Origin of the sequence: Pseudomonas sp. NFR02 (genome assembly GCF_900119375.1) — a bacterium.
Lineage (GTDB): Bacteria > Pseudomonadota > Gammaproteobacteria > Pseudomonadales > Pseudomonadaceae > Aquipseudomonas > Aquipseudomonas paracarnis.
On the sequence record NZ_FPJJ01000001.1, the window covers coordinates 569739 to 588055 of the forward strand.

The following is an 18317-nucleotide window of genomic DNA, read 5'->3' on the forward strand; positions in this document are numbered from 1 at the left end:
AATGCCGCCCTGGACGCTCCGCGTCCCATCTGCACAACGTGACGCGGAGCGTCACAGGATGTATTCCCACGCAGAGCGTGGGAACGATCATCACGGCAGGGCGTCACCCTATTGCTGCAACAGCAACGCCTGCTGCTTGAGCCTGCGTTTCTGCGCAAACGGCAAGCTCTCATCATCCCCATACGGTGCGCTGTACCAGTTGCCGTAGCTCGGGTTGGGCAGCAGGAACCAACGCTGGCCCAGCCAATTCACATAGGGTTCGACGGCCTTGCGCTGTGCATCCAGGGTGTTGTGCTCGGCCTGCACGAAATCGCCCAGGGAGTCTCCGGCCATCAACAGCACGCGGGCATGGTTGGCGACCCATTGGCGGCGGCAGTTCTTGCCGTAGCCCGCGCTTTCGCAGTGGCCGGTGGGGGTGCTGGCCGCCAGGATCTGTGCGTCGCTCTCAATCGGAAATCCGCGCAAACGCAGGTTTTTGGCGGTGGCCGCGACCTGGCTGTGTTCTCGGTTGGTGAGGTAGTAAACCTGGATGCCTTTTTGCCGGGCCGCCTGCAGGAACGCCACCGAGCCTGGCAGTGCCTGGGCCTTGGCCTGCTCGACCCAGGTGTTCCAGCGATCATAGGAATAGACCTGATTGTTGATGATGTCGCGGGCGTTGAGGGGCACGTTGTCCAACAGCGTTTCGTCGATATCCACCACCACCGCCGGGGGCAGGCCGGCCAGGTTGCGTGGGGCAAAAGGCAGGGCGTCCCAGCTCGGGTCGGCCAGGGCGACGTCCAGTTGACGGGTGGCATTGGCGAAGAGCTGGCGGTAGATCAGTTCGTGCTCGATGGACGTCTGGGTCCAGAGCACGGCGTCGAGTTGGTCATTGGCCGGCGGGTGTTGCTGGCAGCCTGCGAGGGCGGTGGTGAGCAAGCAGAGGCTGGCAAAGAACAGGTTGCGCATGGGCTAGGTCTCGAAGAGCGTGGTGGCGTGGTCAGCACGCCAGTCTAATCACTTGCGATGCTCGCGGCTCGTTGCCGTTTCGCAATCGTCTTAAAGCCAGGCTTCACCCCAGGTGGGCATGTGGTGATTGCCCATTCGCCAATGGGGCTGCCGAGGCCTGAGGCACACACCGCCGACCCAACGCTCATGGCTGGCGTGGTCCATCCAGTTGGTGTCGCCGTTCAATACAGCCTGCCCCAGTGGCGTCAACGCCAAGGGGCGCTTAGGCCATGGTTGATCCCTCTCTGTTTCCACCAGCAACGGCTGCTCGCCATCGATCAACGGCCGCATCAGCGCATGAAACATCAGGTCGCCAAGGAACGGCAGGGGTTCGCGCCTGGCCATCAACTCTGCGAAGACCCGGGCAAACGCCACTGGCCCGCTTTCGGCGATATACCTCAGCGCCAAGCGCTCGGTCAGTGAGAGGCCATCCTCAATTCCTGGCAACTCCTGCAATTGGCGGCGTAGCGCCGGTGCAAGCAGCGGCAGGCTCGGGTGAGCGGTACGGGCCAGTTCTGCCAGCTTGGTCGGCGAGGAGTCGCAATAAGCCGACCAGGCTTGTTTGGCCAGGTGCACCGCCGTGTCGTCGATCAAGCGTCGCTGCGGCCATAGCCAGGCAAGCACGTCGGGCGCCAGTTGCCCGATCCCGATAAACCGTTCGACGCCCGGTATGCGGTCGACCTCGATCAGCTCAAGTTTTTTCGGCGTGCGTTCAAGATTTGAGAGTGCGCGAATCAGGAACAATTGGTCATAGGCATCCGCTTCACACCACAACACGCTATGTTCGGCGCCGGCCAGTGCGTCCAATTGGGTGTATTCCCCGTCAACGCGCAGGTTTACATCAGCAGGGGTCAAGGCAAAAGTCTGGCTGATAAAAGCGCTGCGCAGGCGGCGGAATTCGGCGCTGGGAAGATTGCGTACGGGGCCCATGCACAGTGGGTCGCTGAGCATCTGGAAGCGGCCCTTGAACCCAGCCACCTGCAAGCTGTGGGCGATGTCATTGCCACAGCGCCAATGGTGAGTACGTGCCTCGTCGCTGGCCTCGAAACCGGGGTGGCGCGCAGCAAAGTCCAGGGCATCGATATGCGCCTTGAGCTTGGGCCAACTGGCAAAACCCAATTGCCTGGCGACCTGCCATTGGGCCTGGGCCAAGGTGGCGCTGGGGTCTAGTTTTTTCAGGTGCGACAACAGTTCCTTGGCGCGCTTGCGCTGCTGCTCAAGGTTGAGGCGGCCATTGGTAGAGGAGGCCAAAGGGCGTTGCGACATACGAGCTCCTTGCACAAACCTTTTCCGCTTCAAGGTTGGGAGTCGTAGAAATGTGGTGGAGCTGGGATGTCTTGGGCGCAGCCCTTTCCGCGGAAGGTGGCGTAGAGAGCGCCAGGCGGGAAATATAGGCAGCATTGCCGTTCGGTGCAACCCTGAAAATGTGGGCTTGCCCCAATGCCACTCAGTCAAGCGCAGCTCCCACATAGGATTTTCGTTGCTTTGGGGATTGCGTTCGCTTAATTCATCGACATTGGGGCAGGTGCTGTTTTATTTGTCCTGGCGCGCATCCAGGGTTTTTTGATGCTCGGCCAGGAAGGGTTGCTCCGCTGGATCAAAACGATCAATCCCGGCGGTGAAGCGGTGCCAGTAGGGGTACAACGGCTGACGGCGAGTGACGGCTTCGATGCGCGCCGACTGCTCGTCGGTGAGTTTCAGTTCGGTGGCCGCCAGGTTATCGCGCAGGTGTGCTTCCGTACGGGCGCCGACAATCAGCGAGGTGATCCCCGGGCGATCCTTGAGCCAGGCCAGGCAGGTGCGGGCGACCGAGACGCCGTGTTCATCGCCGACGGCGGCGAGGGTCTCGATAATGTCCAGCGCACGTTCCTGGTCGTGGACGTAGGGTTCCGGCCAACCGCTGCCCTGGCGGGTATTGGCCGGTGGCTTGTGCCCGCGTCGGGTTGTGCCGGTCAGCAAGCCTTCGCCCATCGGGCCCCACACCAAAGTGCCGACCTGCTGGTCCAGGGCCAACGGCAGCAACTCGAACTCGGCCTCGCGGGATTCCGGGGTGTAGTAGATCTGCTGGGTAATCGGCTTGAGCATGCCGTGCAGTTCAGCCTTGCCCAGGGTTTTCATCATCTGCCAGGCGGTGAAGTTGCTGGTGCCGAAATAGCGGATCTTGCCCGAACCCACCAACAGGCGCAGGGCTTCCAGGGTCTCTTCGATTGGCGTCATGCCGTCCCAGTTGTGCAGTTGGTACAAGTCGATGTGGTCGGTACCCAGGCGCTTGAGGCTGGCTTCGCACGCGCGGATCAAGTGGTAGCGCGATGAGCCGGAGTTGTTGGGGTTGTCGTCCACCGGGCTGCGGCCCTTGGTGGCTAGCAGAATGTCGTGACGCTTGTCGCCCAGCGCCTTGCCCACCACTTCTTCGGCCAAGCCGTGGGAATAGAGATCAGCGGTGTCGACCATATTCACCCCGGCGTCGAACGCCATATCGAACATGCGCTTGGCCAGGGGCACATCCACCGCACCGCATTTTTCAAATTCTGCGCGACCGCCAAAAGGGACGGTGCCAAGGATGATTTCCGATACCAGCAGGCCGGAATGACCCATTTGTCGATACTGCATGTTGCCTCCTACTTAACGTTGCACGTGAAGGTGTGAACGATGGGGGCGGCGATAGTTTGAATTTTTTCGTGAAATCCTCGCGCCCGTCTTGGCATGACGTCAATGAAGATTGTTTCGCTGGATGAAATGCTGGATTGTGAATCCTGGTCATTCCGCCAGACAGGGCAGCGGTAGAACATCCCTGGCGTCGATACCCACTCATTTGGAGCCTGTCATGACCCAGCCTGCGATCAAACTCTATGGTTTTCCCCTGTCCGGCCACTCCCACCGGGTCGAGCTGATGTTGTCCCTGCTGGGGCTGGCGAGTGAATTTATCCTGGTGGACCTCAAGCAAGGCGCGCATAAAACGCCTGAGTTCCTCACCACCCTGAACAGCTTTGGCCAGGTGCCGGTGATTGATGACGGCGGCATGGTACTGGCCGACTCCAATGCGATCCTGATTTACCTGGCCAGCACCTATGGCAGCGGCCAATGGCTGCCGAGCGACCTTGTCGGGCAAGCCAAGGTGCAGCGTTGGCTCTCGGCCGCCGCCGGCCCACTCCATGCCGGGCCTGCCACGGCGCGCTTGGCCACGGTGTTTGGCGCCGAGGTGGACACTGTCGGCGCAATCAACCGTGCCCATGCCTTGCTGAGCGTGATGGAGCAGCAACTGAGCCAGAGCCGTTTCCTCGCCAGTGAGCAGCCCAGCATTGCCGATATCGCCTTCTACACCTATGTGGCCCACGCGCCGGAAGGCAATGTGTCCCTGGCCGACTACCCTAAGGTGCGCGCCTGGCTCGCTAGCATCGAAGCACTGCCGGGTTTCGTTGGCATGCCGCGCACGGCGGTGGGGCTGCAATCGCAATAACAACCAAGGGGCACCGATGGACCGTTTTCATGAAATGCAGGTGTTCCTGGCCGTGGCCGAGGAGGAGGGCTTCGCGGCTGCCGCCCGGCGCCTGAACACGTCGCCGCCCAGCGTGACCCGCGCCATTGCCGCTATGGAACAACGCATCGGCACCCAGTTGCTGGCGCGCACCACCCGCAGCCTGCACTTGACCGAAGCCGGCCAGCGTTACCTGGAAGATTGCCGACGCATCCTTGCCGAGCTGGACGAAGCCGAGGAAGCGGCGGCGGGCAGTTACTCCATCCCGGGCGGCCAGTTGACAGTGACCGCACCGGTACTGTTTGGCGAGTTGTATGTGGCGCCGGTACTGGGGGATTATCTGGACCGTTTTCCCTTGGTGAGTATCAACGCCTTGCTGGTCGATAGGGTGGTCAATATGACCGACGAAGGTGTTGACGTGGCGGTGCGTATCGGCCACCTGCAGCCATCCTTGCAGCAAACGATCAAGGTCGGCGAAGTACGCCGGGTGGTGTGCGCATCGCCGGCTTATCTTGACCAACACGGGCGGCCCCAGCGCCCCGAGCAGCTGCGTGAGGCCAAGCTCGTCACCTCATCGTCCAGCCAACTGGTCAGTGAGTGGACATTCATCGACGCCGGCCAGCCGCTGAAGGTACCGATCGAGCCACGCCTGGTGGTCACCGCCAACAATGCCGCGATCAACCTGGCCCGCCTGGGCTGGGGCATGACGCGGGTACTGTCTTATCAAGTCGCGGCAGCGGTGGCGGCGGGTGAGTTGGAGCTGGTGCTGGAGGATTTCGAACCGGCGCCGCTGCCGATCCACGTGGTGTTCCAGCAAAACGGCCGCATACCGGCCAAGGTCAATACGTTTGTGGATTTCCTCAGCCATCGCCTCGGGCAGGACCCGGCCCTGAACGCGGCGACCAAGCAGCGCGCCTGATGGAGCGTTTTCGCGATATGCAGCTGTTTGCCGCGCTGGCCGGGCAACCCAGCCTGGCGTCGGCGGCACGCCATGCGCAGGTCTCCGGCCCGACGCTGGTACGAGCGGTTGCGCGCCTTGAGGCACGCCTGCGCGTGGTGTTGCTGCAACGCAGCACCCGTGGGGTCAGCCTGACCGATGCAGGCCAGGCTTACCTTGCCGACTGTGTGCGTCTGCTGGCAGCGGTGGACGCGGCCGAGGCTTCGGCCAACGGTTTGCATGTGCAGGCCCAGGGCGACCTGCGGATATTCCTGCCGTTGCTGTTCAGCCGCTATGTCATGGCGCCGTTGTTGGCCGGCTATGCGGATCGCTACCCGGCGGTGCGTGTCATCGCGCACTACCACGATTATTTCCCTAACCTGCACGTAGAAGGGCTGGATGTGGCGGTGCTGGTCGGCGAATTGCCCAGTTCGTCGCTGATTGCGCGGCAGGTCGGGCAGGTGGGCACTGTCCTTTGCGCCAGCCCCGCTTACTTGGCGAACCGGGGCGAACCCCGACATCCGGCCGACCTCAAGCAGCATCATCTGATTGCCAGCGCCGACCCGGTGCACTGGGATTTCCCGCATTACACCCTCAAGGCTCGCGCCCGGCTGCGTTGCGCCACTGTCCAAGGTGCGATCAATGCGGCGGTGCAGGGGGCGGGCGTGATTCGAGCCTTGAGTTACCCCCTGCACGAACACCTGGCGAGCGGCCAGTTGCAGCGTCTGTTGCCTACCTTCGAGTTGCCGCCGCAGCCGGTGTATGTGGTTTACCGCGAAGGTCGTCATGCGTCGATGCGCGTGCGCAGCTTTGTCGACTACTGCGTCACCGCGTTGCGCGAGCATCCGGCGTTTCAGTTGGCGTAATAGTGGATTGCCCAGGGTGGGCATTCTCTCCATCGCGGTGTGGGTGCAGCATCTTCAGTATCTAACCGGAGGTGAGCGCCATGCACTCGATTGAACCAACCCCTTGGCATGTCGGCGAACGACACATGCAGGAAAGTGCCGGCGTCTCTGAACGCATGGCCATGATCGGGCCCAAGGTCATTCGTGATCATCTGCCTGAGCAGCACCGCGATTTCTATCCGCTGCTGCCGTACTTGATCGCGGGCGTGGTGGACGAACAAGGCATCCCCTGGGCGACGATGCTGGAGGGCGCACCAGGCTTCGCGCACTCACCAGATCCGCACACGCTGCAGATCGACAGCCTGCCTTCCAGAACTGATCCCGCCTGGGCTGGAATAACGGATGGCTCGGCCATTGGCCTGCTGGGCATCGACCTCAACACCCGCCGCCGCAATCGCATGAATGGCCGCATTGGAACGCTTGAGCAGGAGGGCTTCACGGTCGAGGTGGTACACACCTTCGGCAACTGCCCCAAGTACATCCAACTGCGCCCCGTCGCCGGCATTGCGCGCAAACCCGGCAACCTGGCCGAGCGCAGCAACCGCCTGGACGATGCAGCTCAAGCGCTGATCCGCCACGCCGACACTTTCTTCGTCGCCAGCTACGTCGAACTGCACGGCGAACGTTCGGTGGACGTCTCCCACCGAGGCGGCAATACGGGATTTGTGCGAGTGGAAGGTAACGTACTGACCATCCCGGATTTTGCCGGCAACCTGTTCTTCAACACCCTCGGCAACCTGCACGCCAACCCGGTGGCGGGGTTGTTGTTTGTTGATTTTGAGACGGGTGACGTGCTGCAAGTGGCCGGGCGTACTTCGTTGATCCTGAGCGGGCCGCAAGTAGCTGAGTTCGAAGGCGCGCAGCGCTTGTGGACGGTGACGGTGGAACATGTGGTCCGCCGCCCGGCAGCGTTGGCCTTGCGTTGGCAATTCGCTGAATTTTCACCGCACAGCCTGGCGATGGGCACCTGGTAGCCTGGCACGATAATGCCATGTAGGAGCGAGCTTGCTCGCGAAAAACGTCAACGATAACGCGTGCTTCCTGAGTAAGTGCGGCGCCTGTGGGTTTTTCGCGAGCAAGCTCGCTCCTACAGAAGGTGGTATGAAGTGTGGCGCAGGCAGGTGGATGAGCTCGCTCTAGGGAAGAAGGTCAGCCTGACGTCGAGTCATGCCGTAATCAGCATTGGGAAACAGCTGACTGGTCATCTCGATGATTTTGCTTTGCGCGTCGATGAACTTGCCCATTCGGGCGCCACCCGAAGTTGAGTCATACAACGCCTGTCCGACCCTTCGACCGTTCTCGAACACCTGAATATCGGCGAAGCTCATGTACAGCGCCATGTCCCAGCTCCATGTACCGATATAAGTGGTCGACAGCGCGCAACTGGCGGGCGGGGCGCCTGGCGGCAACTCGCGGGGTTGAAAGCCCTTACTGCGTAATTGAGCGGTGTAAGTCGTATTGAAGCCTTCACGCAAGCCTGCGGCGGGAATCATGCAGATTTCGGGCGAGTGAACAGTTGAGGAGGGAACGGGGGTGACGGTTTGCGTGATACTGCAGCCGGTGAGGGCGCCGCATACCAGTAAGCAAGCGAGGGTTGTTACCTGGTGCATAGCGACCTCCATGTCATAAGTAGTGGCTGGATGATAGCAGTGAAGTTCCAGCATGGATCACTATCTACTGAGACACAGCCGATCCAATGTGGGAGCTGTCGAGCTTTAGCGAGGCTGCGATGGCGGCGGCACTGTCAACATACTCATTGCCTGACCCACCGCTATCGCGGCCTCGCTAAAGCTCGACGGCTCCCACAGGGGAATGTCATTGCCTGGCGGGTTTGCGCGTTTTCATCAGGCCGCCGGGCACTCAAGGTTCAGCGCTTCACCCACGAACATGTTGCTGGATGTTGAACCATCATCCTTAGCGATTCCTTTGGGTTAGCCTTGTTTTCCTACTGACAACAAGGATTGGTCATGCAACGAAAGGTTATTAATCCCACGACGGTATTCAACTCCCTGCAGTACGGTTTCAGCCAGGCCATGGAAGTGCCAGAGGGCCGGCGAATCATGCTGTCGGGGCAGGTGGGGGTAGATGCTCAAGAGCACACGGTCGGCCCCGGCATCGCCGAACAGACCGCCGCAGCGTTGGACAATATCGAAAAGGTGCTGGCCGAGGTCGGTGGCGACCTGTCTCATGTGATCATGCTGCGGCTGTATATCGTCGAGTCTGCCCGTGAGCAGCAAGCGTCGATCGCCCATGCGCTACTTGAGCGCTTCCCGCACAACCCGCCACCGTCTTCGTGGATTATCGTCAGCGGGTTGTCGTTGCCGCAGTGGTTGATTGAGATTGAGGCGGAGGCGGTGATATGAGTGGCTTTCACCGAGCGCTGACAAATGCTGCTGATCATCTGTAGTCAAACCGCGATTCCCCCCGTACCATTCGCCCCCCTCGCAGTGACGCGAGGCGCAGCGCCAGGAAGGCTCATCCCATATTTTTCCTGACGCCTGCCGTTTATTTTTATGCCTGCGTTCAGGGTTCGATATGTCTCGCTTCTCTCGGCCTTTGGCCTTGTTCTTGATTACGGCAGCCCTGGCAGGTTGCGGTACTCAGTCTGCGTCGCTGGTTAGCCAGCCGTTGCAACCTGGCCCCCAGGACCCGGTCGCTTATGTAGTCGGATCAATCGGCCCGCAGAGCCTTAGCGCATCTCCTGCGCCTAATCAGCGTTTACTGTTTCGCAAGCGCGGTTCCGAGTTTGGCGCCGCAGCGATCTGGGTGGGCGTCGGTCGGCAAACACCTCAGGATGTGAAGGATGCGGCCGGTGCCGCCAGTGTATTCGTGTTGGCGCTCAAGCCTGGGGATTATGAGTTCTATGATTTTCAGTTTTTCTCCAGCAGTTATTCACCCCCTCTGGGGACGACCTACACCTCGGTGCAGGCGCGAGAGAAATTCAACCTGCCACTGCGCCTGAAGGCCGGCAACGCCTATTACCTCGGTGAATTTCGCTCGTTATGCCTTGGCGCTTCGCTGTGTGCCTTCCGCTGGCGCGACCAGCAAGCACGCGATGAGCCGCTAGCGCGGCACTCTGTTGCGGGCCTGCCGGCTCTGGAGTTGTTGCCGCTGGATTATCGCAGCGCCGCCCCTTATATCATCGCGCCGCTGCCATCCGGCGCGGGCCAGAACATCCTTCACGAGACACGCCCATGAACCGTTTTATTACGTTCAGCGCCCTGGCGCTGCTGACCGGGTGTGCAACCACCCATACGCTTCCTGAGCGTGCATTGCCGGATGGCAAGGAATATCTCAAGCCGATCCACGTCATGATCGATGACCCGCTTAATGCAGCACAAATTCGTAACCAATTGCGTGAGACTGGGGTGTTTCGCAGTGTCGAAAGCGGCCGGGGCAACGCGGACGATTACTCGGTGTGGGTGCGCTACAACGTTCAGCGTGATATGCCGCCTTTCCCGGTGGTACTGCTGAGCGCGGCAACTCTGTTTCTGCTGCCCCTGTCCGTGAGCATTGACACCACCACCGAGTTCTCCCTGCAGCACAATGGGAAGCAGCTCAAGCAGTACAGCTACCGCAACGTCACCCACAAATATTCCTGGCTGCTGGATGGCCCTGGCGGGATGGAGCTACAGAGCGGTCACCGTGTTGCACGGGCTTTTGCCGAAGATGTACAGCGCGACGGGCTGCTGCCCGAAGAGCACGCACAATGATCAGGACTACGTTACTGGCCGCCGTGCTGTTGCTCGGTGGTTGCGGTACCGCCCTCAACCCGTTGGATTACAAGGCAGAGCGTGCCTACGTGCCGATGAGTGTCACGATGCCGTCGCCCGTGTCGAGGTTTGAACAGCAGACGCAACGCGAAGTTATCCAGTTGTTGCGTGACACAGGTGCCTTCAGTTTTATGGATGGCGGTTTCAGCAAGACGGGCTACAGCTTGTTGGTCGATCAACGCGGCGGTAAAGGGGCCGGTGCGCTCCCGGCGATACTTGGCGCGTTGACGCTGTTGACCGTGCCAGTGCCCTACACCTACGAGCGCCAGTTGCACGGCTCGCTGTTCAAGGACGGGCAACTGCTCAAAACCTATGCTTACAAGCGTGGTGGTTGGACAGCTACGACCTGGTACATCCCCATGACCGAGCCCCGCAGCGAAAGCGAGATGTTGAGCGAGTTGATGCGGGATCTGGAGCACGATCACTTGATTCCTTATCAGTGACAGTTGGTTATTTTAATTAGTGTTGATAGAGAGGTTCACGGATGAATTACGAATTGTTGTTTGGCTTGGATGTGCAACTGGGCTTTTTGGTGATGGCCTTTGTGTTGGTGATGGCGGTGATTGGCTTCATTCTCGACAAAGACACCACGCCGCAAGTTGTCGTGGCGACCGGCGTTGCGCTGATTTCGATTGCCGCGTGTGCCGTGGTCTCCATCGACGCATTCAATGGGCTGGCGCAGTCACTGCACGAAAAAGGCAAAATCAGCGGTGCTCTGTTTGACCAGGTGAAACACCGCTCCAACCTGTTCCTCTTTGTTTTCCCGTTTGTAACCGCCGCCATCGGCACGAACCTGATTTCCGACGTGTTGACCAAGAAATTGCATTATGAAAAATCCTTGGGCCCTGTGAATTTGTTGCAAGGGTGCTTGGAACTTATGAAAATTCTTTTCGGTTTGGTTATTTTTCCGTTTGTTGCAATTGGCTTGGCGCCCTTCGTGTTGGTCGATACGTGGAAGCGCCATGTCACCCGTTATATGGAAGGAGTTGGCGCAGTGAATCGTCATCTGCAACTCAAGATGCTGAAGGCCGACATCATTTCCAGGAACCTGTTTCGTGGCCCACCCGCCAAAGCTGCGCCCTGATTCCGGTCGTCGGCACTCAGCCCTTAATACCGAACCATCACCGACTTAAGCTCGGTGTAGTCCTCAATGAACGCACTGCCAAACTCCCGCCCTAATCCCGAAGACCGGCTGCCACCAAACGGCACTGCCGGGTCGAGCAAGGTGTGCATGTTCACCCACAGGGTGCCGGCCTTGACGGCCGGGATCATGCGCAGGGCCTTGCCCAGGTCATTGGTCCACAGGCTGGCGCTCAACCCGTAGGCCCCGTGGTTCATCATGGTCAGTAGTTCGTCTTCATCGTCGTAGGGCAGGAAGGTGGCGATGGGGCCGAAGGTCTCTTCGTTGAGCAGGGTGTCGTGCAGGTGGTTGGCGAGGATCACGGTGGGTTCGACGTAGCAGCCGGGGCGGTCGATGAGGTGGCCACCGTGGATGATCGTGTTGTTTTCGGCGCGGGCCTGGTTGAAGTAGCCGAGCAGTTTTTGTTGGTGTTGCTGGTGGGTCACCGGGCCGAATTCGGTGTGTTCATCCAGGGGCGAGCCGATGGTCAGGCGGCTGAGACGCGCCTTGAGTTTTTCCAGCACGGCGTCGATTTGCGAGCGGTGCACGAAGAAACGTTCGGCCGCTGCGCAGATTTGCCCCGAGTGCAGGAAACCCGCTTCGATAATGCCATCCACCGCTTTGTCTACATCCATGTCGCGCAGGAAGCCGGCGGCGTTCTTGCCACCCAGTTCCAGGGTCGCGCGGGTCAGCCCGGCGCCCATGGCACTGCGGCCTACTGCAATACCGGTGGGCACTGAGCCGGTGAAGGACACCTTGTGCGTGCCGGGGTGTTCCACCAGCCCCTTGCCGACTTGGCCGCCGCCGGTCAGCACATTGAGCACCCCCGCCGGCAACCCGGCGTCGATGGCCAGTTCGGCGATGCGCAGCAGGGTCAGCGGTGTGAATTCGCTGGGCTTGATGATGATGCTGCAACCGGTCACCAGTGCCGAGGCGAGCTTCCAGATGGCGATCATGGTCGAGAAATTCCACGGCACAATGCCCACCACCACGCCCACCGGTTCGCGCAAGGTGAAGGCGGTGTAGCGCTCGCCATTGAACGAAGGCAGCGACGGCGTGAGGGTCTGGCCGCTGAGCTTGGTGGCCCAGCCTGCGTAGTAGCGCAGGAAGTGCGCGGCCTGGTCGACCTCAAAGGCGCGGGAAATCTGGATGATTTTTCCCGACTGGCAGGTTTCGATCTGCGCCAGTTCTTCGCGATGGTGTTCCAGCAGGTCGGCCAGTTTCAGCAGCACGTTGCCACGGATGGCGGGAGCGGTCTGGGACCACAGCTGGAAACCACGGTTGGCGCAAGCGACCGCGGCGTCGATATCCGCCAGGTCTGCGTCGGCCACGTCGGCGATCACCTGGCCGGTGGCGGGGTTGGTCACGCTCAGGCGTGCATCGGCGTGGCTGCGCACACTGGCGCCGTCGATAAACAGCCCATGACGGCGACGCAAAAAGGCTTCGACGTGAGGCAGCAGCGGGATATCGCTCATGGCAGGTTCCTGGCAGTTCACAAAAGAAACCCCGAGGTTAACCAACGCGCAGGTACGCGGCTTGACTGTGCCTGCCAGGTTTTATGCCTGTGCCTGCCGTGCCTGTGAAAAGTACAACCTTGCCTGCCGAACGTGCATGTTGTGCCGGCGCAAGCCGTTCGATACTGGCCCTGCATCCCGCGCCGTTCCACGATTCGGAGCGCCTGCCGGACTTCCAATAATAAGCAGGGCCGTCCATGAAAAAGCCAAACCCGCTCCTCGAAGACCTCAAGCCTCTTCTGCCTGCCATTGCCGCGAACGCCAGCCGTGCCGAACAGCTGCGCCAGGTGCCGGATGAGAATATCGCGCTGCTCAAAAGCATCGGCCTGCACCGCGCCTTCCAGCCCAAGGCATTCGGTGGCCTGGAACTGTCGCTGCCCGAATTCGCCGACTGCATCGCCTTGCTCGCCGGCAGTTGCGCCAGCACCGCCTGGGCCATGAGTTTGTTGTGTACCCACAGCCATCAACTGGCGCTGTTCTCGGCGCAGTTGCAGGAGGAGATCTGGGGCGCCAACCCGGATGCCACGGCCAGCAGCAGTATTGCGCCGTTCGGCCGGGTGACCGAGGGCGAGGGTGGCGTGTACTTCAGTGGCGAGATGGGCTGGAGCAGCGGCTGTGACCATGGCGAGTGGGCGATTGTCGGCTGCCGTCGCCAGAATGCCGAAGGCACCCAGGATTACTGCTTTGCCGTCCTGCCGCGCAGTGACTATCAGATTCGCGATGACTGGTTCGCGGCCGGCATGAAAGGCAGCGGCACCAAGACCCTGATCATCGACAACGCCTGGGTGCCCGAGCACCGGATCCAGAAGGCCAAGGACATGATGGAAGGCAAGTCCGCAGGCTTTGGTCTGTACCCAGACAGTCAGATTTTCTACGCGCCGTATCGGCCGTATTTCGCCAGTGGCTTTTCCACCGTCAGCCTCGGCGTGGCCGAGCGCATGCTGGAGGTGTTCCGCGAAAAAACCAAAAACCGTGTGCGCGCCTACACCGGTGCTGCCGTTGGCGCAGCGACCCCGGCGCTGATGCGCTTGGCCGAGTCCACCCACCAGGTGGCCGCCGCTCGGGCGTTTTTGGAGAAAACCTGGCAAGACCACGCCGAACACAGCGCTGCCCACCGCTACCCCGCGCGAGAAACCCTGGCGTTCTGGCGCACCAACCAGGCCTACGCCACCAAGATGTGCATCGAAGCGGTAGACCGCCTGTTCGCCGCCGCCGGTGGCAATGCCTGGTTCGAACACAACGAAATGCAGCGCCTGTTCCGCGATGCCCACATGACCGGCGCGCATGCCTACACCGACTATGACGTGTGCGCGCAAATCCTTGGCCGTGAGCTGATGGGCCTGGAACCCGACCCGAGCATGGTGTAGCTGCGTTTTCCCTACAACAATCAGGGCGGCCCATAGAGGCCACCCGGGAGTCTTGCATGTCTGACGTATTCGACCCACGGGCCTTTCGTCGCGCCTTGGGCAATTTTGCCACCGGCGTGACCGTGGTCACCGCCGCCACCGCCTCCGGGCGCAAGGTGGGCGTGACGGCCAACAGTTTCAACTCGGTGTCCCTCGACCCGCCGCTGGTGCTGTGGAGCATCGACAAACGCTCCAATAGCCATGCCGTGTTCGAGGAGGCCAGCCACTTTGCCGTGAATGTGTTGGCGGCGGACCAGGTGCATCTATCCAACAATTTTGCCCGCCCCCGTGAAGACCGCTTCGCCCTGATCGAATACGAACCGGGGGAGGGAGGCTCGCCGGTATTCGCCGATTGCTCGGCGCGTTTTCACTGTGAGAAATACCAGCAGGTGGACGGCGGCGACCATTGGATCATGATCGGCAAGGTGGTGGCCTTTGATGATTTTGGCCGTGCGCCGCTGCTCTATCATCAGGGCTCCTATGCCGAGGTCCGGGCGCTGCCTCCGTGCGCGCCCGAGGCGGTTTAGAACGGCACGGCGACCACCAGTTGGCTGTAGACATTGGTGCCGTTGCCGCCGATCTGATTGCCGCCGTTTTCGGCTGATTTATTCGGTTTGTACAGGCCGAGCAGCGGCGTGATGATCAGGTGCTCGTTGACGGCCCATTCGGCATACAGGTCCAGTTCGCGGCCATCCAGGTTCAATTGGCCGCGGGTGCTGACGGTGTTGTAGTCGAAGAACAGCGCCCCAAGCGTGACGTTCTCCAGTGGCTTGACCTTGAGCGCCACGTGCTGCACGGCGGTGTTGCTGTTGAAGGGGCCGGAATAGTTGCCCGCTACTTCGCCCTGCACCCAGGTGCCGTAGCCACGGTTGAAGCCTGAGAACATGCCGTCCCAGTTCTTCGAATAACGGGCGTAGCGGTAGGTCAGGTCCGGTGACCACGGCAGGTTGGTGAAGGTGTAACCGGCTTCGGCGTAGCCGGCATTTTCCTGGCCGTCACGACGGCTTTGGCGCGCCAGTTCGAAGGCGAAGTGCGCGTTGTCGATACCGGCATTGCCGGCGCCGCGCAGGCTGTAGAGGTTCATGCCTTTGCGCTGGCGCTGCAGGTCGGTGGCGAAGCGCTCATCCACATCGATGCCGTGAATATAGGTCAGCCCCAGGGTACCCGGCGCGGCACTGTATTCCAGGGTACCGGCGGCCATTTCGGTGAGGGCCTGGGCGCGGTTGTCGGATTTGATCCACATCAGGCTGCCATGTACGCCGTCCTTGCCACCCAGGCGAATCACCGCCGTCTTATCGAAGGCATGGCGCGCGGCGATGTAGTAGGCGCCGCCGCGATTGAACTCGCCGTCGCCCACACCGTTGCCCAGGTTGGGGCCATCGTCGTTAAGGATAAAACCGTCGCCCAACATGATGATCTGGCGGCCAAACGACAGGTCCACACCGTCCTTGCCCAACACCGGGAACAGCTCCCCGGACCGCCAGCCGGCGAAGGCTTCGTCAAACTTGGTGGTGCGCTCGGTGCCGTTGGTCAGCCCGGATGCGTCGCCATCGCCCCAGGTACCGGAACTCACCAGGTTGGCCGTGCCATACACACCGCCCTGGTTGCCCAGGCTCTGGTCAACGCTCAGGCCGTACTTGATGAACGCCTCACGCCAGGTGGAGCCGCCGCTGCGCCCATCGTAGTTCTTCGGGCTATTGAACATACCGTACACGGCGAGGAAGTTGCCGGTGACCTGAGTGTCGGCGTCTGCATACAACTCGATGGCCTGCGCCTGGCCCACCAGCAGTGCCACGCCCAGGCCGACCGTCTGGCGCAGGCGGCGGTTTTTCAGTGTGTGCTCCATTGTTATTGACCCCATCTTGGTTAAGAGTGAGGGCGCATTAGGGCGAGCGGTATGAGGCCAAGTCTTTTCCCTGCGTGCCAGGCAATTGACTCTGGCCGCCAGGCCACACGCCCTGGCAGGCAGCAACAAAACCGGCGGCAGACAGGGGCAAGACGATCAACGGGAGTGGGGCGCAGAGTGCCGACACATTAAAAAAAACCGCTTCGAGGACCCCTCCATGTCGATCAACGACCGACTCACCGCACACCTCAACCGGGGCACGGTAGGTTTTCCCACTGCGTTGGCCAGCACCATCGGCCTGATCATGGCCAGCCCGGTGATCCTCACCGCCACCATGGGTTTCGGCATCGGCGGCAGCGCCTTTGCCCTGGCGATGCTGCTCGCCGTGGTGATGATGCTGGCCCAGGCCACCACCTTCGCCGAGGCCGCGTCGATACTGCCTACCACCGGTTCGGTGTACGACTACATCAACTGTGGCATGGGTAGGTTCTTTGCGATCACCGGGACCTTGTCGGCCTACCTGATCGTGCATGTGTTCGCCGGCACCGCCGAAACTATCCTCGCCGGGGTCATGGCCCTGGTGAACTTCGAACACCTCAATACCCTGGCAGAGTCGGCCGGCGGCTCGTGGTTGCTGGGCGTCGGTTTCGTACTGGTGTTCGGCGTGCTGAATGCTTTTGGCGTCAGCGCATTTGGCCGCGCCGAGATCATCCTGACCTTCGGCATGTGGACCACCCTGATGGTGTTCGGCGTACTGGGCCTGATCGCCGCGCCGGCGGTGCAGTTGGAGGGCTGGTTCGGCGAGTCGTTGGTGGGCACCGACCTGGTTACCGTGCTGTCGCTGGTGGGCATGGCGATGTTCATGTTCGTGGGCTGCGAGTTCGTCACCCCGCTGGCGCCGGACCTGCGCCAATCGGCCAAGGTGATGCCACGGGCGATGATGCTCGGGCTGATGGGCGTGGCCACCTGCATGTTCATCTATGGCGCGGCGATGAAACGCCAGGTGGAGAACGTGGTGCTCGACGCAGCTTCGGGGGTGCACCTGTTGGACACACCCATGGCCATTCCCCGGTTCGCCGAACAGGTGATGGGGCAGATCGGCCCGTTGTGGCTGGGCATCGGTTTTCTGTTCGCTGGCGCTGCGACCATCAATACCCTGATGGCCGGCGTGCCGCGCATTCTCTACGGCATGGCAGTGGATGGCGCCCTGCCCAAGGTGTTCACCTACCTGCATCCGCGCTTCAAGACGCCGCTGTTGTGCATCCTGGTGGCCATGTTGATCCCGTGCCTGCACGCGCTGTACCTGGGCGGCAACACCGACAACATCATGCACCTGGTGCTGGCGGCGGTGTGTGCCTGGAGTTTCGCTTACCTGTTGGTGACGCTGTCGGTGGTGATCCTGCGCATTCGGCGTCCGGACTTGCCCCGCGCCTATCGCTCGCCGTGGTTCCCGCTGCCGCAGATCGTCTCCAGCATCGGCATTCTGTTGGGCATGTGGTTTATCACCCCGCCCGGCATGAACCCGGCGGACATCTACGTGCCGTTTGGCGTGATGCTCGGCGTGACGGCCACCTACGCGCTGTTCTGGACCCTGGTGGTGCAGAAGGTCAACCCCTTCAAGCCCGCCTGCGTAGAGGAGGTGTTGGCCAAGGAATTCAATCACGAACCGGGGCACGCCCATGCAAGTTATAGCGACCTTGCGGCAAAAACTGTTTGAGCTGTTTCGTGCTGACCGCGCACCCAGTGGGTATCGGCCGGGGGTGACCCTGGCCCACCTGCGGCGTGATCTGGGCCTGGCAACCCTTGAAGTGGACGGTGTGGCCTTCGAAATTGTCGAGCGCACCGAGTCGCAGTTGTTGATGCACCTGGTGCTGACCGAATATGTCCTGGGCGCTCCCGCGGCAGCGGGTGGCGCTGGCAGCTTCGAAGTGCACCATGGCGGCGCGATCCGTCGCAGCGGCATTCATGTGCGGCGCCGCTCTGGCAATCAGGCACTGGGCCGTGAGTTGCAGGCGCGTCTGCTGGCTGACAGCACGTTGTTCCAAGCGTTAATGCCGCTGGATTTCAAGCGCCTGCGCATCGAGCTGCACGACCGGCAATGGTGCGTTCGCCTGGAGCATATGGGCGGCAGCGAGGTGGTCAACCGCATGCCGGCGTTTCGGCGCTACATTGCGCTAAGCCGTGCACAACGCGAGCATTTGCTCGCCACATTGGTCGGCCTGCACAGGGTACTGTCGAATCTCTGATTGGCACCATTAGTGCTTCTGCAAAGGGCAAACAGGTTGTTGTTGCGTGCATATAGATAACATGTTAACTATTGCGCAGAACAACAAGAATAACGCCACTGCGGAGACACC

General features: G+C 61.2%; 18 protein-coding genes and 1 pseudogene. 13 read left to right on the forward strand and 6 right to left on the reverse strand.

The features are described 5' to 3' along the window. Nucleotides 1-108: 108 nt before the first annotated feature. The 3 genes from BT199_RS02745 to BT199_RS02755 all read right to left on the reverse strand — a co-directional run bounded on the left by BT199_RS02745 (nucleotide 109) and on the right by BT199_RS02755 (nucleotide 3594). On the reverse strand, nucleotides 109-945 hold the full coding sequence (locus BT199_RS02745; protein WP_072433816.1) for a 5'-nucleotidase, lipoprotein e(P4) family: 837 nt from the start codon (nucleotides 943-945) through the stop codon (nucleotides 109-111). Nucleotides 946-1035: 90 nt separating this feature from the next. After that, nucleotides 1036-2250, reverse strand: coding sequence for a DUF1835 domain-containing protein (locus BT199_RS02750; protein ID WP_072433817.1), 1215 nt, complete (start codon nucleotides 2248-2250; stop codon nucleotides 1036-1038). Between the two features lie 267 nt (nucleotides 2251-2517). Continuing rightward, a complete protein-coding gene (locus tag BT199_RS02755; RefSeq protein ID WP_072433818.1) occupies nucleotides 2518-3594 on the reverse strand; it encodes an aldo/keto reductase in 1077 nt (358 codons plus the stop codon). A 214-nt stretch (nucleotides 3595-3808) separates the two neighbouring features. On the opposite strand from BT199_RS02755, the gene BT199_RS02760 reads away from it, so the two are divergent. The 4 genes from BT199_RS02760 (at nucleotide 3809) to BT199_RS02775 (ending at nucleotide 7275) form a co-directional block, all read left to right on the forward strand. Beyond that, nucleotides 3809-4441: a glutathione S-transferase family protein gene (locus BT199_RS02760; RefSeq protein ID WP_019821152.1), complete on the forward strand. Its 633-nt coding sequence runs from the start codon at nucleotides 3809-3811 to the stop codon at nucleotides 4439-4441. Nucleotides 4442-4457: 16 nt separating this feature from the next. Beyond that, entirely contained in the window at nucleotides 4458-5378 is a 921-nt protein-coding gene (locus BT199_RS02765) for a LysR family transcriptional regulator (RefSeq protein WP_032901996.1), read from the forward strand. Continuing rightward, complete coding sequence (locus tag BT199_RS02770; RefSeq protein WP_020300749.1) at nucleotides 5378-6262, forward strand: LysR family transcriptional regulator; 885 nt, start codon at nucleotides 5378-5380, stop codon at nucleotides 6260-6262. The genes BT199_RS02765 and BT199_RS02770 overlap by 1 nt, the downstream gene beginning before the upstream one ends. A gap of 80 nt (nucleotides 6263-6342) precedes the next feature. Beyond that, nucleotides 6343-7275 (forward strand): pyridoxamine 5'-phosphate oxidase family protein, encoded by a 933-nt coding sequence (locus tag BT199_RS02775; RefSeq protein ID WP_072433819.1) that lies wholly within the window; start codon nucleotides 6343-6345, stop codon nucleotides 7273-7275. Nucleotides 7276-7437: 162 nt separating this feature from the next. Here BT199_RS02775 and BT199_RS02780 read toward each other — a convergent pair whose 3' ends face one another. Then, nucleotides 7438-7911 carry an Sbal_3080 family lipoprotein gene (locus tag BT199_RS02780; protein ID WP_032901991.1) on the reverse strand — a complete coding sequence of 158 codons (474 nt, stop codon included), beginning with the start codon at nucleotides 7909-7911 and terminating at the stop codon, nucleotides 7438-7440. A 357-nt stretch (nucleotides 7912-8268) separates the two neighbouring features. Between BT199_RS02780 and BT199_RS02785 the strand changes: the two genes are divergently transcribed. The 5 genes from BT199_RS02785 (at nucleotide 8269) to BT199_RS02805 (ending at nucleotide 11158) form a co-directional block, all read left to right on the forward strand. After that, entirely contained in the window at nucleotides 8269-8664 is a 396-nt protein-coding gene (locus tag BT199_RS02785; RefSeq protein WP_003192423.1) for a RidA family protein, read from the forward strand. A 172-nt stretch (nucleotides 8665-8836) separates the two neighbouring features. Then, nucleotides 8837-9499: a hypothetical protein gene (locus tag BT199_RS02790; RefSeq protein ID WP_032874242.1), complete on the forward strand. Its 663-nt coding sequence runs from the start codon at nucleotides 8837-8839 to the stop codon at nucleotides 9497-9499. Further along, nucleotides 9496-10014 carry a hypothetical protein gene (locus BT199_RS02795; protein ID WP_003192421.1) on the forward strand — a complete coding sequence of 173 codons (519 nt, stop codon included), beginning with the start codon at nucleotides 9496-9498 and terminating at the stop codon, nucleotides 10012-10014. The genes BT199_RS02790 and BT199_RS02795 overlap by 4 nt, the downstream gene beginning before the upstream one ends. Then, nucleotides 10011-10517, forward strand: a complete 507-nt coding sequence (locus BT199_RS02800) for a hypothetical protein (RefSeq protein WP_072433820.1) — start codon at nucleotides 10011-10013, stop codon at nucleotides 10515-10517. The genes BT199_RS02795 and BT199_RS02800 overlap by 4 nt, the downstream gene beginning before the upstream one ends. Before the next feature lie 41 nt (nucleotides 10518-10558). Next, nucleotides 10559-11158, forward strand: a complete 600-nt coding sequence (locus BT199_RS02805; RefSeq protein WP_072433821.1) for a hypothetical protein — start codon at nucleotides 10559-10561, stop codon at nucleotides 11156-11158. A 23-nt stretch (nucleotides 11159-11181) separates the two neighbouring features. Here BT199_RS02805 and BT199_RS02810 read toward each other — a convergent pair whose 3' ends face one another. Beyond that, nucleotides 11182-12669: an aldehyde dehydrogenase family protein gene (locus BT199_RS02810; protein ID WP_072433822.1), complete on the reverse strand. Its 1488-nt coding sequence runs from the start codon at nucleotides 12667-12669 to the stop codon at nucleotides 11182-11184. A 236-nt stretch (nucleotides 12670-12905) separates the two neighbouring features. On the opposite strand from BT199_RS02810, the gene BT199_RS02815 reads away from it, so the two are divergent. Then, nucleotides 12906-14075 carry a p-hydroxyphenylacetate 3-hydroxylase oxygenase component gene (locus tag BT199_RS02815; protein WP_032901980.1) on the forward strand — a complete coding sequence of 390 codons (1170 nt, stop codon included), beginning with the start codon at nucleotides 12906-12908 and terminating at the stop codon, nucleotides 14073-14075. Nucleotides 14076-14131: 56 nt separating this feature from the next. Further along, nucleotides 14132-14605 (forward strand): annotated as a pseudogene (locus BT199_RS02820) (flavin reductase family protein); the annotation flags it as partial. Nucleotides 14606-14637: 32 nt separating this feature from the next. Here BT199_RS02820 and BT199_RS02825 read toward each other — a convergent pair. Further along, complete coding sequence (locus BT199_RS02825; protein WP_072433824.1) at nucleotides 14638-15960, reverse strand: alginate export family protein; 1323 nt, start codon at nucleotides 15958-15960, stop codon at nucleotides 14638-14640. Between the two features lie 217 nt (nucleotides 15961-16177). Here BT199_RS02825 and BT199_RS02830 point away from each other — a divergent pair, with 217 nt between their 5' ends. Both BT199_RS02830 and BT199_RS02835 read left to right on the forward strand, forming a co-directional pair. After that, nucleotides 16178-17677 (forward strand): APC family permease, encoded by a 1500-nt coding sequence (locus tag BT199_RS02830; protein ID WP_032901975.1) that lies wholly within the window; start codon nucleotides 16178-16180, stop codon nucleotides 17675-17677. After that, nucleotides 17640-18206 (forward strand): DUF3156 family protein, encoded by a 567-nt coding sequence (locus BT199_RS02835; protein WP_072434108.1) that lies wholly within the window; start codon nucleotides 17640-17642, stop codon nucleotides 18204-18206. The genes BT199_RS02830 and BT199_RS02835 overlap by 38 nt, the downstream gene beginning before the upstream one ends. The last annotated feature ends 111 nt before the right edge of the window (nucleotides 18207-18317 follow it).